The sequence below is a fragment of the Calothrix sp. 336/3 genome (assembly GCF_000734895.2).
GTDB lineage: Bacteria > Cyanobacteriota > Cyanobacteriia > Cyanobacteriales > Nostocaceae > 336-3.
In genome coordinates this window covers 5,390,234-5,407,022 of the sequence record NZ_CP011382.1, presented here as the reverse complement: position 1 = coordinate 5,407,022, position 16,789 = coordinate 5,390,234, and the positions used below count along the sequence as shown (strand labels likewise).

12 protein-coding genes are annotated in these 16,789 nt (G+C 41.1%); 8 read left to right on the top strand and 4 right to left on the bottom strand.

Features of this window, described 5'->3' with window-relative positions:
- Positions 1-275: 275 nt before the first annotated feature.
- Positions 276-1,757, bottom strand: a complete 1,482-nt coding sequence (locus tag IJ00_RS22565; RefSeq protein WP_035156969.1) for a carotenoid oxygenase family protein — start codon at positions 1,755-1,757, stop codon at positions 276-278.
- 130 nt (positions 1,758-1,887) lie between these two features.
- Positions 1,888-3,270: a folate/biopterin family MFS transporter gene (locus IJ00_RS22560; RefSeq protein WP_035156966.1), complete on the bottom strand. Its 1,383-nt coding sequence runs from the start codon at positions 3,268-3,270 to the stop codon at positions 1,888-1,890.
- A gap of 615 nt (positions 3,271-3,885) precedes the next feature.
- Here IJ00_RS22560 and IJ00_RS22555 point away from each other — a divergent pair.
- Genes IJ00_RS22555 through IJ00_RS22545 form a run of 3 tightly spaced genes read left to right on the top strand, consistent with a single transcriptional unit; the run spans position 3,886 to position 7,804 of the window.
- Positions 3,886-6,189 carry an ATP-binding protein gene (locus IJ00_RS22555; RefSeq protein WP_035156963.1) on the top strand — a complete coding sequence of 768 codons (2,304 nt, stop codon included), beginning with the start codon at positions 3,886-3,888 and terminating at the stop codon, positions 6,187-6,189.
- Positions 6,149-6,583 (top strand): response regulator, encoded by a 435-nt coding sequence (locus IJ00_RS22550; protein ID WP_339366975.1) that lies wholly within the window; start codon positions 6,149-6,151, stop codon positions 6,581-6,583. The genes IJ00_RS22555 and IJ00_RS22550 overlap by 41 nt, the downstream gene beginning before the upstream one ends.
- Positions 6,584-6,643: 60 nt before the next feature.
- Positions 6,644-7,804 (top strand): hybrid sensor histidine kinase/response regulator, encoded by a 1,161-nt coding sequence (locus IJ00_RS22545; RefSeq protein ID WP_035156959.1) that lies wholly within the window; start codon positions 6,644-6,646, stop codon positions 7,802-7,804.
- Between the two features lie 92 nt (positions 7,805-7,896).
- Here the strand turns inward: IJ00_RS22545 and trmB are convergent, their stop codons facing one another.
- Positions 7,897-8,532, bottom strand: coding sequence for a tRNA (guanosine(46)-N7)-methyltransferase TrmB (trmB, locus tag IJ00_RS22540; RefSeq protein WP_035156957.1), 636 nt, complete (start codon positions 8,530-8,532; stop codon positions 7,897-7,899).
- A 153-nt stretch (positions 8,533-8,685) separates the two neighbouring features.
- On the opposite strand from trmB, the gene IJ00_RS22535 reads away from it, so the two are divergent.
- The gene (locus tag IJ00_RS22535) at positions 8,686-9,786 is read left to right on the top strand and encodes a metallophosphoesterase (RefSeq protein WP_035159493.1); all 1,101 of its coding nucleotides are present in this window, start codon (positions 8,686-8,688) and stop codon (positions 9,784-9,786) included.
- Positions 9,787-9,973: 187 nt separating this feature from the next.
- Here the strand turns inward: IJ00_RS22535 and IJ00_RS22530 are convergent, their stop codons facing one another.
- Positions 9,974-11,191, bottom strand: a complete 1,218-nt coding sequence (locus IJ00_RS22530) for an FIST N-terminal domain-containing protein (RefSeq protein WP_035156954.1) — start codon at positions 11,189-11,191, stop codon at positions 9,974-9,976.
- Between the two features lie 544 nt (positions 11,192-11,735).
- On the opposite strand from IJ00_RS22530, the gene IJ00_RS22525 reads away from it, so the two are divergent.
- From IJ00_RS22525 to IJ00_RS22510, 4 genes are all read left to right on the top strand, one after another.
- Positions 11,736-11,957, top strand: coding sequence for a Calvin cycle protein CP12 (locus tag IJ00_RS22525; protein ID WP_035156951.1), 222 nt, complete (start codon positions 11,736-11,738; stop codon positions 11,955-11,957).
- Between the two features lie 352 nt (positions 11,958-12,309).
- The gene (locus tag IJ00_RS22520; RefSeq protein WP_035156948.1) at positions 12,310-12,903 is read left to right on the top strand and encodes a DUF3177 family protein; all 594 of its coding nucleotides are present in this window, start codon (positions 12,310-12,312) and stop codon (positions 12,901-12,903) included.
- 394 nt (positions 12,904-13,297) lie between these two features.
- The gene (locus IJ00_RS22515) at positions 13,298-13,759 is read left to right on the top strand and encodes a tRNA (cytidine(34)-2'-O)-methyltransferase (protein WP_035156946.1); all 462 of its coding nucleotides are present in this window, start codon (positions 13,298-13,300) and stop codon (positions 13,757-13,759) included.
- Between the two features lie 866 nt (positions 13,760-14,625).
- Positions 14,626-16,722, top strand: coding sequence for a peptidoglycan DD-metalloendopeptidase family protein (locus IJ00_RS22510; RefSeq protein WP_238178381.1), 2,097 nt, complete (start codon positions 14,626-14,628; stop codon positions 16,720-16,722).
- Positions 16,723-16,789 lie beyond the last annotated feature (67 nt).

Below are 16,789 nucleotides of genomic sequence, written 5' to 3'. Positions count from 1 at the left end.
TCCCTAAGGTATAAAATCAGAGAACCAGAGATACACACAGGTGAACACAGATACTGAATTTTTTCTGTGTTCATTTTTTTTAGTGAGGGAAAAAGTAGGTTTATGAAATTTAAGTTTTTAGTCAAATTGGGGCTTTAATTCTCCTACTTCTACGAGCAGCGTGTTTTCTCCCCTTCGCAGAATTAGTATGGTGGTTCATCGCATCAGCTGTGATGGGTAAAGGTAAAATAATGTTTAGTGGGAGCATCTCGCTCCCTAGTTTTAGGAATTACGAATTACTTCACAAACACCTCTTTTGTAAAACTTCCATGTAAACCGTAGGGTATGTGATGTTTGAGATGCAGTTTTGCCACCGTACCTTTACTGATATCTCTGGCATCTAAAATCACAATATCTGAGCGACTCTGAGCTGCATCATACACTACACCCAACAACCAACCATCATCCTCACCTGTGGAGTTTTGACGAGGAACGAAAATGGGTTCACTCACAAATCCACGGGGTGCTGCACTCCAAATTTGTTGAGTACCCTGCTGCACATCCAGTTTGACATAGGCTTGCAAAGGTGCGTTGCCTGTGGCAGTATCAGCTATACCTATGTATAAATAACGGTAATTCTGTCCGACTCGCTCAGGATGTAATGAGGGAAACTCACAAGAACGTTCTAGCAATAATTCTCGGTTCACGGATTGCTGACGCAGATTTAAAGAAAAACGCCACAGTTGCCCCGGTGGTACTTTGGTAAAATCAGTTTGACGAAAATCAGTGTTGGCTTGAACTTCTGGGAAGGATGCATAGGCAATAGAATCGATGATAATTTCATCCCCTTGTTCAAAGGCGTTACCGTGGTGGAAGATAAAACCAGAATTAGTTTCTAATACTTCTACTTTCCCAGATTGGGGATTTCTCGGAATAATAATTATCTGGGTTGGTTGATTTGCTTGAAATTTGACACATTCTCCCGCACCACGCATTCCCATCAGGAAAGGTAAGGGATTAAATTTCACTGGATTCTGGAAGAAAATACAGTAATTGGGAGTAATTGCAAAATCGTGAAGGAAAGCAAACCCCGGAACAATGTGGGAATTCCGTCTGATGATATTTCCAGAAATATCTAACTCAAAAATATTAATTTTGGTAGATAATCCAGGTTTGATAGAAAAGTTAACTAGACAGGGTTGACCATTATCTAAATTACTATAGGGGTCAATCCGAGGATGGGCAGAAAATGCATCTCCAGATTGTAAAGTTCCCTGAAAATATTCTTTCCCTAGGGTTTTTAGGGTTGTTGCATCTAATAAATGGGGTTCTGCACCTTCCCATAATGCCAGCAATTTACCGCCCCAGTAAATGACATTGGTGTTGGCGATATTTTTGTTTTTAATATCTAGGAAATTGCTAAATACACCACCAGGTTTCTGTGTACCGAATGCTCCCCGATAAAGAATTTTTCCCGCAGCTTTTTCGGCTAAGTATCCTTCTGTTTCGACAAATCGATTCCGAAAATGGGCTTTTCCTTGGGTGAAGGTAATCCGAGAAATCATCCCATCACCATCAAAGGGGTGGTGAATTTTCTGTCCATTAATATCTAGTAATCCGGGACCATTGCGAAAGAGAGTTCCATTTAATTCTGGGGGAATTTCTCCTTCTATATCTTCTATCCAATAATCAAATTCCTGTTTGAGGGATTCGTAGCCACCTTGCCAATCTTGGAGGGTGTAGGATTTTGGTGTAGATGTTTTTGTGGAAGTTGACATTTTTGTGATGAAATGCAGAGATATGAAATAGGATAACGGAGATATAGTAGTCTTTGTTAGTGAAAAATCTTTTTTAAGGAACTACAAAGAGCGCAAAAAAGAGAAACTTTTCACGAATTTGATGAGCTATTTAAGCAGAAAGTATGCTTTCTTCTTCCTTCTCAGTTGCCTGTTTGACTAGTGAAAGTGTTGGGGAATCATTAGTTGGTAGCCAATTCAAAAATGGTAATGGTAGTAGGGTGCTGAGATTGGTGATGATGACTAATAGCCAAAGTTGCTGAAAGTTGGTTTCGGTAATATTTAACCAGTGCATAATCATTGCACCAAATTCGTAGGAAACTAACCCTGCAAGATTTGAAATAGACATTAATAAAGCAAATAAAGTCGCTTCAACTCCAGGAGGGCAAAGTCTTGCCGCAAGTACAAGTACTGGCATATAGGCAATTTGCCCCATCACGGTGAGAATGAGACTATCACCGAGACTAAACCAGTGGTCATCAATACCAAGGGCACGGTTAGCATGGGTGACTAAAAGTAACATTGTCATCCCTAATGCTGCGGAAATTACTGTACTCCAGCCAAAGATCGCCCGAAAGGAAACAGATTTCAGAAAACGCTGGAATATCCAAATACCAATTAGGGAGGCAATACTGGTGACTAAACGTACTCTACCGAGAAACTCCGGTTCAAAATGGAGTTCGTTAGTGGTAAAGAAGAAAAAAGCTGAGTCTGCGGTGGGTGTAGCTTGCCACAGAAAAACAAATGCTGTGGGTAACCAAATTGCTTTTTGGGTAATTGCTTGACGCAGTTGGGTGATTTGGCTCTTGATGGAGGTAAATTGGGAATATTTGGGGGTGCTGGAGTCTCGTTTGATGGGAGATTCAGCAATAAACCAAGCAACAGATGAGACGATGAGGGGGAAGGAAGCGGTAATCCAGAAGATAGTGCTGGTGGTGAAGTGTTGTAGCAGCATTCCACTGAAATAAGCTGTGATTAAGCCTCCGAGGGATGAGGTTCCCCAGGTGAGTGACTGGAGAGAACCCGCGTCTGCTTGGGATTCACTTCTTGCGCGTTCAACTACTAGGGAATCGACGATGACATCACTGACAGCAACGCTTAAAGAACCGAGGGCGATCGCTCCTGTGGCAGCTAGGGGTGTGTGTACAATTGTTGCTAAACTCACCCAGGATATTGTCCCTAGAATTCCCGATAAAATTAGGTAGGGACGACGACGATAGCCCAGGATGGGAAAACCGTCGGAAATAAAGCCAAATAGGGGTTTAATAATCCACGGTAGGGCAACAACACCCATCATCGCTGAAACTTGTACCGGAGTTAGTCCTAACTCGTCTTTGAGAAAGAAACTGACGGCTAACCGTGCTAAACCGAGAATCCCTTGGACAAAATAAACGCTGAGAATGGCGATTAATTCCGCACTCGGTTCGTTACCAAACAATACTTTCTCTTTTACTGAGTCTTTAACCTTGGACAAGCCAGAGGAGTCAATCAGCATTATGATAAATTATTTTAAGTTTTGTCTACTTTCCTATAATATCCATTTCTGGGCTGAGGGGAATGGGGGAATGTCCTAAACTGGGATACTAAATACTGGCGATCGCCTAGGGATAGTAAAGGATGATACTTGCATAGGAGATAGTGGCGATCGTCTCACCACAAAATATTCCTTGATATTTCGTGTATAGGTTCATGGTTAACTAGTAGTTCACACCAGACTTGCAAGATTTTCCAGGTTCGGATCCCAGGATTCTAGGAGAACTCGCAGATGTTTTCTCTCAAAAATGTTTTAGCAATCCCATATAGTTTTCTAGTTTTTGTTAGTAAATTAGTTAACAAATACGAATTAAATGTATTTAAAGTTTACAAAAGACAACATTGTCAAGTGTAAAGATAACGGAGTTTTCATATATGTTATTTCAAGATTTATTTTTTACTTGTTACACTGAGTAAGTGCAAAATCACTTATAGGAAAATTAGCCTCAATATTTCGTCAATTCTCTTGATTAAGTCAGGTAGAGTAATAGGAAAACAGATAGGATTACTTCTCACCTATGACTATATATCATCACATTCGACTATAGAAGCTCCGTAAATCCGAGGAGAATCAATCATGGTTATGGATTTCCATACGCAAGCAATCGATTTGACTAGTTTAAAAGAACCAACAATTCATCTAGCTGGTCAAATTCAACCCCATGGCATCCTTTTAGTTTTAACAGAACCAGAATTAGAGATAATTCAAGTTAGTAGTAATATTTCTACAATATTCGGGCGTTCTTCTCAGGAGATATTATCCCAAAAACTAGAAGATTTACTAGACCCTTTTCAAATTGAAAGAATTAAAACTGGACTAGCCCAAAACAGCCTCGATTTTATTAATCCGACCAAGATTTGGGCAAGGGGAAAAGGTGAAGATTATGTTGTCTTCGATGCTATATTTCATCGGAATCGGGATGGCTTGCTGATTTTAGAATTGGAACCAGCTATCACTCATGAAAATATTCCATTTCTCAGCTTTTATCACTTAGCAAGGGCATCTATTAATCAACTAGAAGCAACATCAAACTTACATGATTTCTGTCAAATTATTGTCCAAGAAGTCCGGAAAGTGACTGGATTTGATCGGGTGATGCTGTATAAGTTTGATGATGATGGACATGGGTCTGTTATTGCTGAAGAAAAAATAGACAATTTAGAATCATACTTAGGTTTACACTATCCCGAATCAGATATTCCTAAGCCAGCTCGCAAATTATTTATCTCTAATTGGATTCGTCTAATTCCTGATACCCATAGTCAACCTGTCACTATCTTTCCCACAATTAATCCTGTTAATCAACGTCCCCTTGATTTAACCAATTCTATTCTCAGAAGCCCCTACTCTTGTCATACTGATTATTTACATAATATGGGTGTGGGTGCATCTTTAACAATTTCCTTAATTAAGGATGGTAAACTCTGGGGATTAATCGCTTGTCACCACCAAACACCAAAATATGTTTCCTACGAATTACGCAAAGCTTGTGAGTTCCTAGGGAGAGTAATTTTTTCGGAACTTTCTGTCAAGGAAGAAACAGAAGATTACGACTATCGAATGCAGCTTAATTATATTCAGTCACGGTTGATTGAATATATGTCCCAAGATGAAAACTTTATTGAGGGGTTAATTAAACATCAACCGAATCTTCTGGATTTAGTCAGCGCTAAAGGAGCAGCAATTTACTTTGGTGGTCAGTATACCCTGATTGGAGATACCCCAAAGGAAGAGGATTTAAATTTCTTGCTACAGTGGCTGAAAAATCATGTGGCAGAAGAGATATTCTATACTGATTCTTTAACACAAATTTATCCAGATGCGGAAAAATTTAAACAGGTTGGGAGTGGTTTGCTTGCAATTCCGATTTCCCAGCGCAATTATGTCCTATGGTTCCGTCCAGAGGTAATTCAAACTGTGAATTGGGGTGGTAATCCCCAGGAAGCATTTACAGTTAATCAGTCCCATGGTGAGACTAGTTTATGTCCTCGGAAATCCTTTGAATTATGGAAGCAAACAGTGAGTTTAACTTCCTTACCCTGGAAGTCTGTTGAAGTGAAAGCAGCATTAGAATTACGCAAAGCAATTGTGAATATTGTATTGCGACAAGCTGACGAATTAGCTCAATTAGCCCATGATTTAGAACGTTCTAATGCGGAATTGAAAAAATTTGCCTATGTTGCTTCCCATGATTTACAGGAACCTTTAAACCAGGTAGCAAACTATGTGCAATTACTGGAAATGCGATATCATGAAGCCTTAGATGAAGATGCCAAGGAATTCATTGATTTTGCTGTGGAAGGTGTGAGCTTGATGCAAACACTAATTGATGATGTCCTGGCATATTCTAAGGTAGATGTCCAAGGAGTTGAGTTCCAATTAACTGAAGTTGATTCTGCTTTAGAACGTGCTTTAGGGAATTTGCGGGGACGAATAGCTGAAAGTAATGCAGTCATTACCCATGATGGATTACCAACTATTCTGGCTGATAGTACACAGTTAATGCAGCTGTTCCAGAATTTACTAGGAAATGCGATTAAATTCCGTAGTCATCAAGCACCCAAAATTCACATTGGTGCAGAAAGATTAGAGGATGAATGGTTATTTTCTGTTCAGGATAACGGTATTGGTATCGATCCTCGGTTTAGCGATCGCATATTTGTTATTTTCCAGCGTCTCCATACCCGTGAAGAATACCCCGGAACCGGAATGGGTTTAGCTATATGCAAGAAAATTGTCGAATGTCACCGAGGAAAAATTTGGGTAGAGTCACAGGTAGGAGAAGGTGCTACATTCTACTTTACGGTTCCAGTCGGAGGACGCGATCGTGAGCGCAGAAATGGACGCAAAACGCAAAATCATCTTTTTGGTAGAGGATAATAAAGCGGATATTCGTCTGATTCAAGAAGTTCTGAAAAATAGTATCATTCCCCATGAGGTGATAATTGTCAGAGATGGGATGGATGCTATGGCATATTTACGTCAGGAAGGTGAATATGTTGGTGCAATCCGTCCCGACTTGATTCTTTTGGATTTGAATCTACCGAAAAAAGATGGTAGGGAAGTGCTAGCAGAAATAAAAAGTGACCCCAAACTGAAGCGAATTCCTGTAGTTGTGCTCACAACTTCTCATAATGAGGATGATATTTTTCACAGCTACGATTTACACGTCAACTGCTACATTACCAAGTCGAGAAATCTCAATCAACTATTTCAAATAGTTAAAGGGATTGAAGACTTTTGGTTATCAACTGTCACCCTACCATCGGAATAATCGATGGAGAGATGAATAATTGCTCCCATAAATAGACTTTCCACCCTTGACTATGTAACTATGGTTAGCGAATGCTCAGTGAAAATCTTGTTAATTGAAGACAATCTTGCCGAAGCTCGATTGTTACAAGAATTTCTCAAGCAAACCAAGTTTAGTATCTTTAACTTAGTTCATGTTCAACGGTTAGGAGATGCATTTCAGCAACTACATCAATATGATTTTGATGTCATCCTGTTGGATTTAACTCTTCCCGATAGTGAAGGGTTAGCATCTCTCAAACCTATTTTTTCCCTGGCTCCAAGTATTCCCGTCGTCGTTTTAACTAATAATAATGATGAACTAGCACTGGAAGCAGTACGTCAAGGAGCGCAGGATTATCTGGTGAAACGACAGGTAAACCCCGAAATCTTAGTGCGATCGCTACGTTATGCAATCGAAAGGAAACAAACCCTAGAAAGCTTACGTGCAGTGAATCATAGCTTGGAAACACGGGTTGAGGAAAGAACTGCGGAATTAGTCAAAGCACAGGAAATCAATCAATTTAAATCAGAATTTGTTTCCATGCTTTCCCATGATATTCGTAACCCATTAAATACAATTTTACTCGCTGCTGGTTTATTACAGAATAACTATGAGCAATTACCCAAGGAAAAACAACTTAATCACTTTAAATTAATCCGCTCTGCCGTCAAAAATATGGCACAATTATTAGACGAGGCTTCATTTATTGGCAAAACAGATATAGATAAGTTTCAATGCCAGTTAATTGCTTTAAATCTCCAAGAATTCTGTCAACAGTTAATTCAAGAACTGAGACTCAGTATAGAAGAGAAACGTCTACGTCTGATATTTACTACCCAAGGTGAGATGAATCTGGGTTTGTGGGATGAAAACTTACTACGACATATTCTTAGTAATTTACTCGCAAATGCCATTAAATATTCCCCCGATGACAGTCAAATTCATTTCAGTATTTGTTCTGAAGAGAACTATGTAATTTTTCACGTTCAGGATTGGGGAATGGGAATTCCGGAAGCAGATATATCCACCATCTTCCAACCTTTTCACCGTGCTAGTAATGTGGGGAGAATTCCTGGTAGTGGTTTAGGACTAGCAATTGTGAAAAAATGTGTGGAAGTCTGTCAAGGAAAAATTATCGTAGAGAGTCAGGAAAATCAAGGCACAACTTTCACTGTCACCCTACCAGTGATTGAGGATTAATCCACTTCTGGGAGATGAAAATTTACATTTTCGTAAATGCCACCCAGCTTCATCTCTACACCAATATATCCCCCAAAAATTGGGGATAGGTATTAACTTTTGACAAAAATCGCCCGATATACAGGTTCTCCCTTATTTTGAGTGGCAATCTCTCTTTCGGTAGCAACAGCCAGGGGATTTTCTGATAACCATTCTCCCCCACCTTGGCGCTGAAAAATTGGATGACTCGCAAAGCGATCGCACATCTCAACTGCGACAAATTCAATATCCGATTGTAAAAAAACAATTCCTCCCGGTGCAAGATATTCTGCCAATTCTGCCACTAATTCCGGTTGTACAACTCGACGTTTTGCATGACGAGTCTTAAACCAGGGATCGGGAAATTGAATACTTACCCTTTGCAAGGTTTGACTAGGAAGAGATGACAGGAGAGAACGTAAAGAATTATTAACATTACAAAAAAGATAATGCAAATTGCCTAAGTCTAAATCATCACGAATGCGATTTGCTTCTTCCACCAATGGTTGACGAATTTCTAAACCTAAAAAATTCCAATTTTTGCTAACTTCTGCCATTTGACAAAGAAATCTTCCCCTTGCACAACCAATATCTAAATGCAATGGTTGCTGGTAATGGGTATAAATTTTTTCCCAGTTCAAAGCATCAATAGATACTTGATATTTCTGTGCTAGGGGATTAACGTGTTGACGAACGCGAACGCGAGACAAGGAAATTTCTCCTGAACATGAAAAGATATATGTATATAAATATTAAGCTCAATTGACCTAAATTTTTGCTCTAGTAAGTTTACCCATAACGACAAAGCAGCGTTATACTCAATGGAAAAAGAGATTTTACACTCTACTTTTAAAATTGCTTCAATGACTGCCAATTTTCGTTTTGCTGTAGTCAGTGATTTACACATTGCACTACCTCACACCATCTGGAATCATCCTAGTCGCTTCCATTTAGTTGAAGTCAGTATTCCAGCTTTTGAAAGTGTTCTCGAACACTTAACCCAATTAGATTTAGATTTTTTATTGCTTCCTGGTGATTTGACGCAACACGGAGAGCCAGAGAATCATTATTGGTTACAAAAAAAACTATCTCAATTACCTTTTCCTTGCTATGTAGTGCCGGGAAATCATGATGTACCAGTCCTTGACGCAGATAATCAATCCATTGGTTTTGATGATTTTCCGAAGTATTATCGTAAATTTGGTTACACCGATACTAATAAACATTACTATATCTGCCAAATTTTCCCAGGAGTGAAATTAATTGGCTTAAATTCCAATTATTTTAACGAGGAAGGTAAGCAATTTGGACGAGTTGATGGGGAGCAACTACGGTGGTTAGAAACTGTATTATCAGAAAATACGGATGAGTTAGTGTTGGTGATGATACACCATAATGTGGTGGAACATTTACCAAATCAATTACGCCACCCTATGGCAAATCGGTATATGGTGGAAAATGCTCCAGAGTTGTTGCAAATCCTGAGGCGTTATGGAGTGAGATTGGTATTTACCGGACATCTACATGTTCAGGATGTTGCTTGTGATGACGGTGTATATGACATTACTACTGGTTCCTTAGTCAGTTACCCTCACCCTTACCGTATCCTGGAATATCACCGAGATAATTACAGTCGAGAGTGGTTACAAATTTCCTCCTATCGGGTGGAATCAGTACCAGAATTTCCCCAATTACAACAACTTTCCCATAAATGGATGGGCGATCGCAGCTTTCCCTTCATTGTCAAATTTCTTTCCCTACCACCCTTAAATCTACCCCAAGCCCAGGCAGAAGCCCTAGCACCCAAATTACGGGATTTTTGGGCAACGGTTGCCGATGGGGATGCGATGATGGATTATCCCCAACTACCCCAGGATATTCGCAGCTATTTCCAAAAATACGGGGCGGTTTCTTCCTGCGGTACACCTTCGTTAATTGATAATTATGCCACCCTGTTACTATAGGTGCTTCACAGTATTTTCAGATACCTAATTCTGGACAAGGTGGGGTTTGTGCAATCCAGTAAAATCCCTAACTTAGTAGTCGATGTCATTAATTTTGATAGTTTACTGTAGTCTGAAAATCAGGGAGCAAGACGCTCCCACTACACATTTTTCGCAATCACAACTTTTGACATGAACCACTAGACTACTAATTACTGCCTTCGAGGGCTCGACAGATACCGAATACGGAAGTATACCCATGTAAAAAAGTACTACCACTCACCGGACCAATTTCCCCCCCGCAGAAAAAGCCTCCTAGGGGAATGTTATGGAGGTAACGTTGGAAGAGTTGGGAGTCAAAATTCGCCTCACCATAGAGAGACTCACCTCTACCGAGGCAAGCAAACATTAATGCTCCTATGGCAGAAGCAGAGGATTGATGTTGGAGTTGGTAACGTTGCAAGAGAATTTCCAAATCTTCTGCCGATGCTTTGGCATCTCGGAGATGAAATTGTAACCTTTGTCCCGAACGGACATAATCACCGATGGCGATCGCTCCCCCCGATGGATCAACTCCCAAAATCTGACGAATTAAAAAATCTCCCTGTTGCAAGGACATTTTAAACTCATCCATCGCCAGACCGATAAATAGGGAATGCTGCGCCAGATTCTTATCTTCCTCATCCAGACTGGCAATTAAATTGCGTAAGACAACCAAGGGTACTTGTTCATCTAGTTCAAGAATTATATTGCGATCGCCCTTAGTCACTTGGAATGGCTGACCAATGGGACGACATCCCTGGGCAACAATCGTCTCTAAAACAATATTCCCACTCAATGCCACACCCGCCACACCTTCCCGGTACAATCGGTTCTGGTGAAACAAAGCAATCCTTCCACCACTATTACCACTTGCCTGTCCCCCGATAGTCACCGAACCAGGATAGGCAAAGTCTAACCCCTGCAATAAATCAGCAATTCCAGAAGCAAAGGAACCAGAAAATAAAATAAATTGGGGAGTCGGTGTCACAGGTACACCAATCAAATTCACCCAATTATCTGGTGAACTATCCAAATCCGGCAAATCATCTGCTTCTAGATAAAACGGATGAATATTCACCCCCGGTAAATGCGCCAAAGTCAAACTTAAAGCAGGTTCTGCTTCCAACTCCTGGGTTTCTCCCCCCAGAGTCGTACCCACAATCCCACCACCACTACATCCTAAAAGTACTGGGACATTAAGCTTTTCCGCCAACAAAGGCAATAACCGCGAATATTCACTCGTAAAAGCAGAGGAAATAAACACTATCCCCAAATCCGCAGGAGCAGCCAAAGATTTGACAGCTCGCTCTACCACATCTGTAACAGCTGCTTCCAAAGAAGGACGGTTGGATAGGGCATTTGCCCACTGCATTTGGTCTGCCATGAGTTTTATAATCTTTACTTTATGAGGCTATGAGGTTTCTATATCTCGATTGTGGGAAAAATCTCAGGCATCTTGCAAGATTTTCACCAGTCACATCTGGAAAATAGATAAAAGTCTAGTGTGGTGATGATTTCTGAAGAATTCCCCCCATTAAATCCTCAACAGGCTTATACCTGGTTGATGCCACTTAATTTTTATTGATGATTCAGATATTATTGTATAATTTTGCGCCCAAGGTCAAAACTTTCAATAATACGCAAAATATCTGCCATTCCTCCCTTCCTAACTTTTGCAACAAGTTCGGGAGATGAACATGGCTAACCACTTACCGTTAATTGTTGCTGTCATGGGGGTGAAGCCACAAGAATTGCTCCCACTTCCACAAAGCCAAGGTAGATACTATCCTGGCGATCGCTCTTTGCAAAACAGGTAAAAATTACTAAAGTATCTCTTGACTAGTTAGAATAGTTAGGAATAGTGCAATAATTGCCATTCTTAAACTTTTTCTATACTGTTGTTAACAACACACAACAAAACCAAAGCGATGAGCGACATTCAAGAAAAAATCCAAGAAGAAGTAGAACAAGCACGTGCTGTCTGTGACGTTACAGGTGGCAACTCTCCGGAGTGTGCAGCTGCTTGGGATGCAGTCGAAGAATTACAAGCCGAAGCCTCTCACCAACGGCAAACCAAGCAAAAAAACTCCCTAGAACAATACTGCGATGACAACCCCGAAGCTGCTGAGTGTCGGGTTTACGATGACTAAAAAAACAATTTAGTAATCACTATTCTTTCTGCGTAAGTAAGTAACTCAATCTGTTAGCTCATAACTTACAGGCTCACATTTTCTGGCATAAAATCTCACTTGCTACTTGGGGAAATTTCCGCAAACTCCCTCGAATCTTCCCAGTATCAAAGAAAATTATGCCACGTCAAGCACTTAACAGCTTATCTGTATAAATCAGGAAGCGAGATGTGCTAATTCAACAGCAGCTACATATAATATAGTTTTGCTGTTGTCGGAAAATGTGAAGTCCTCAAGATTTAGCTGATAGTCTAGAGGTTACTTATTTTTTTGTTTTTATCGAAAAAGATATTCCAGTTAATTCAAGAAATCTATGGAAGTTTGGTTTCGTTCTCTAGTCTGGTTAGACTACCGATTAGCCGTGTTATTTACGGTAATTTTGCCATTATTTCTCCTCACTTGGGCATTTGTCCAAAAAGCTGAAGGCATACAACGTCTACTGATTATCTATTGGCGAGTCGCTAGCTTACTGGCAATAACCGTATATCTGATGATTGGTGGTTTTGGGGTAAGTTTCATCTCTAGCTTTATGGCAAGAATCTTAATCCCAGTTTCCCTATGGTTTTGGGTAGATCTGAACGATGAGCTAGATTACCAACCCAACGGAGGATTAAAATTTGTTTTCACTGCTTGGCGGTGGGCAACAAGTTTGTATTGTCTTTTAGGGGCGATCGCCACCATTCCTTTTGTCTTAGGCTGCGCTTTCTCCGAAACTGCTGTCAACACTCCCTTTTGCCGTGTTTGGTTTGAAGCACCTTTACAATTCAAAGAAATATTCCATGGAATGAATACCAAACCAGGTTTTCTGGGTTTCCTAGGCATTCTGGGCTTAGTAGTTTACGTACTCTATCTCAGTTACTTTGTCCTCATCAAACTCGGTAAACAAGGACGTTCTGCCACCCACTAACCAGTTTATAGGCAATCAACTAGCCTTAATAAGGCGATGTCAACTACATAGCCGCCATCAATTATGCACAGGGGATAACAATTAGCTTATTCCCCTCCCCCTCATCCAAATTCAAAAATCAAAATAAATATCTCCTCCGAACAAAAAAGATGTATTATACCTGAGGAATTTTTTTTGCTGACACGACTAAACCACAATTTGTGATTTTTTTATCAAAATCATCCGGAATTTATTAATTCAAAATTTAAAAGCTTGTTTTATACAATATTTAAATTTCTAATGTATTTCTATGATTTGAGATTTATTAAGAAAAACTATAAGTTCCCTCCCTCTCTAGATAGATTTTGTAGCCCAGGTATATTGTTTTTTCTCTATAAATTTGTTTCCTGAACCAATGCCCCAGGTAGTCTTAATCAACCCACTCATCCCCCCAAATACAGGTAATATTGCTCGTACCTGCGCGGCTACAGGTACAGAACTGCATCTCGTTGGACCCCTCGGATTTGAAATTAGCGATCGCTATCTCAAGCGTGCAGGGTTAGACTACTGGCCCTACGTCAAACTCCACTACCACGAGTCCATCCCAGCCTTTACAAATGTATATCAACAACGCGGCGGTAGATGTTTAGGGTTCAGTGTCCGTGGTAACTGTAATTACGTAAAATTTCAATACCAACCCGATGATTGGTTACTTTTTGGCAGTGAAACTACTGGTTTACCTGATACAGTTTTATCTGCTTGTCACCACCTGTTGTATATCCCCATGACTGAGCCTCATGTACGCAGTCTTAACCTCTCTGTAAGCGTTGCAGTTGGTTTGTTTGAAGCTCGTCGCCAGTTAGGATGCCTCGATTAATTTTTCCTTACCGATAACAAAATCATCAAATTATTAAGTAAAATTACTTATCATGGGCGGATATTGTAACGTCAGATGGTTCTTTGTTAAAGAATGCATCAACATGTACAACGCAATACAAAATCCCTATATATAGTTTGCGTAAATTTTATTTAATAGATGGCAGCATAATTACTTAGAAAAAACAGCAGGTTTATATAAGAAATTCATATGGATAAAAAGCCACTGACGGGAATGAAAATGATAGATTTTGGTGAAGTGGAATTATCCCTATAGAGTCCGATGAAAGTCCTAATCACAAGCGTTTCCATGTATGATGACAGTCCCATGGTTCAATAAATATTCGATGAAGGTAGAAGTGCCTGAGCGTTTATACGGTTGTATTTTGGGGAATAATCAACGTAAAGTCTCGTGTTGGGAAGACGGATAGAGCGAAAAACCTTTGAAGATATCTACTAAGCAGGTTATCGTTCTTTCCAAAAGACCAAGCATTTAGTTGCTTGCCCAGACAGGAAACTCCGTGGATGTTTACTTGCTAGTCATGTTGAAATTTCAACAAGATTAGTTAAAGCCTCTGTAAAGAGCAAAACACGTAGGTTGTGAGGAGTGCGTAGAAAGCAAAGATAGGGTACTTTAAGACAAGTCATCACAAAAATTTAATTTTTGCTAAATGATGTGAACTTGTCTAAATCAGAGAAGCAGGTTAATCTTGCCTAAGTATCTCTGGTGAGTGTGATCTTGATCTATTTCTCGTAGTGATCTAAATCATTGACTAGTATCCGACTGAAAATTATCGAGGTCAGTTAAGCGCTAGTGATCATAGGAGGTCGTCTTTGAAACGAGCATTGAAAAAAAGAGTAAAAGCTGTGCTGGAAAACACCCAAAGTGAGGACGTTCCGGTGGAACAGGTAAATTTAGTTAATCCACGGGCAAATCGCCGGGTGCCAACGAAAGCCGCCATGATTGGTTTGGCATTATCGATGGGAGCAACCAGTCTCTTGGTGACTCGACAAAGCGACCAAGCCCTGGCAGCAGAACCCGTAGGCAATCAAAATACAGCCTCTACTATTCCTGCTGCTGATACCGAGGTGAAATTTGCTCCTAGCAGAAAGCTGGAGTCTGAAGCAACATCCGCAGTGACTCTGCCAGAGAATCCTGTCATTGTGGAACCGACTGCAATTTCACAGGTACCTGGGCTTGGAGCTAAGTTACAAGTGGCTGCCAATGGGTTGTCAGTTCCGACATCAATCGCCACCTTGAGACAGCAACGTTTGGCAAATAGCCTGAACATCGCTGTTCCCAGCACCAATTTAACAGCAGCTAATAATCAAGGTGAGACTGCATCCACAGCTATTGTGAGCGGGCAAACCACATATTTAACTGCACAACCACAAACGGCAGTCACAGTTGGTACAGTGAGCAATGATGTCAATGCTCAACTGAAAGCACAACAAGAATTCGCCCTAAACCGCTTAAAACAAAAGTCCTATAGTCTCAAGTCTAGTTTGGCGGAGTTGCGGTCTGAGGAGACCCAAAACCCATCCCAGGTCAATTTGGGAACAGAATCATTGGCAGTGGCACAGCCTAAGGCGGATGCAGAACAGCCAGAAGTTGCGGCTCAGGCTAGCCGTGAACGTTTAATTTCCAGATTAAAACAGAGAAATACTGCTAATACTCCACAAATAGCCCCATCAGTCGCTACCCCTGTGGGTAGTGGTTATGAGGTAAAACCTGGAGATACCCTAGCTGCGATCGCCCAGAATCATGGTACATCCGTAGCCGCGATCGCCAAGGCAAACAACCTTAGCAACCCTAATGAGCTGCAAATCAGCCAAAAGCTGACAATTCCAGCAGAAGCCAAAAATAACAGTAACTCGGTTACAGTCACTTCTGTTAACCCCACCCCCCAGGCAGTTAACAATACCCCTGTTGTCACCCCTTCAGTAGCAACTACTCCAGAAGCTACAACCAAAACACAAGCAGGTGTTGTCAACTTACCAGTTAATCCCACTGTTCCCACAGCAGCTACCACCTATGGTATGGGCGGTGATACCCCTGTACCCACAGTCATTGCAGAAATGCAGTTGGCTCGCCGACCAGAGAACAGAGCAAAAAATGCGAAAAGCAATCCTCGTCTGCGGGTTCTACAAGCTGAAATCGAGAGATTAAGAGCCAAATATCGCGCTCAACAGTCTGGTACCCAGTACGAAGCAGAAGAAAATAATCAATCCACTGCCTCGGTAACTGTTACCACCATCAATGAAAATAGAGCGGCGGTTTATATTCCCGTTCCCAAACCAATGGGAAATAACTACAACAGCTACACCAGTCAACCGGTGAAGCCATCCTACAGAGTCAACAGACCCAGTAACGAACCCCTGAACCCAGAATTCTTACCAGGTCAACCTGCACCTCGCTGGACTCCCCCCACCACGAGAATGGCAGCACCCCCCTCTGATTCAGATGCATCTCGTTCTCTTGGTTCTATGCGGGGAAGAACAGTTTCTCCTCAATTGCCCCCTCTGGCAGCAGTAGACAGATACCTACCCAGACCAATTGATGAAACAAACCCCACCATCTCTGCTCGTTTCATTTGGCCCGCTAAAGGTGTTCTCACCTCTGGTTATGGTCCACGCTGGGGCAGAATGCATAGAGGTATTGATATTGCCAACTCTACGGGGACTCCAATTCATGCTACACAAGCAGGTGTAGTTGAAAGAGCTGGTTGGAATAATGGTGGTTATGGCAACCTTGTAGATATTCGTCACCCAGACGGCAGCTTGACTCGCTATGGTCATAATAGCCGCGTGATGGTACAAGCAGGTCAACAAGTACAGCAAGGTCAAGTGATTGCTGCTATGGGTAGTACTGGTTTTAGTACTGGTCCTCACTTACACTTTGAGGTTCACCCTTCCGGTAAAGGTGCTGTTAACCCCATCGCTTTCTTGCCTCCTCGTGTTTAACTAACACAGCTATTAGCAAGGAAATGACTTTGTGCCATTGAGGGAGATGTACTCCCTCATTTGCTTT

Excerpts from the sequence above, each read along its gene's own strand:
- IJ00_RS22565 (WP_035156969.1), bottom strand. The coding sequence starts at position 1,757 with ATGTCAACTTCCACAAAAACATCTACACCAAAATCCTACACCCTCCAA.
- IJ00_RS22560 (WP_035156966.1), bottom strand. The coding sequence starts at position 3,270 with ATGCTGATTGACTCCTCTGGCTTGTCCAAGGTTAAAGACTCAGTAAAA.
- IJ00_RS22555 (WP_035156963.1), top strand. The coding sequence starts at position 3,886 with ATGGTTATGGATTTCCATACGCAAGCAATCGATTTGACTAGTTTAAAA.
- IJ00_RS22550 (WP_339366975.1), top strand. The coding sequence starts at position 6,149 with ATGGACGCAAAACGCAAAATCATCTTTTTGGTAGAGGATAATAAAGCG.
- IJ00_RS22545 (WP_035156959.1), top strand. The coding sequence starts at position 6,644 with ATGGTTAGCGAATGCTCAGTGAAAATCTTGTTAATTGAAGACAATCTT.
- IJ00_RS22535 (WP_035159493.1), top strand. The coding sequence starts at position 8,686 with ATGACTGCCAATTTTCGTTTTGCTGTAGTCAGTGATTTACACATTGCA.
- IJ00_RS22530 (WP_035156954.1), bottom strand. The coding sequence starts at position 11,191 with ATGGCAGACCAAATGCAGTGGGCAAATGCCCTATCCAACCGTCCTTCT.
- IJ00_RS22525 (WP_035156951.1), top strand. The coding sequence starts at position 11,736 with ATGAGCGACATTCAAGAAAAAATCCAAGAAGAAGTAGAACAAGCACGT.
- IJ00_RS22520 (WP_035156948.1), top strand. The coding sequence starts at position 12,310 with ATGGAAGTTTGGTTTCGTTCTCTAGTCTGGTTAGACTACCGATTAGCC.
- IJ00_RS22515 (WP_035156946.1), top strand. The coding sequence starts at position 13,298 with ATGCCCCAGGTAGTCTTAATCAACCCACTCATCCCCCCAAATACAGGT.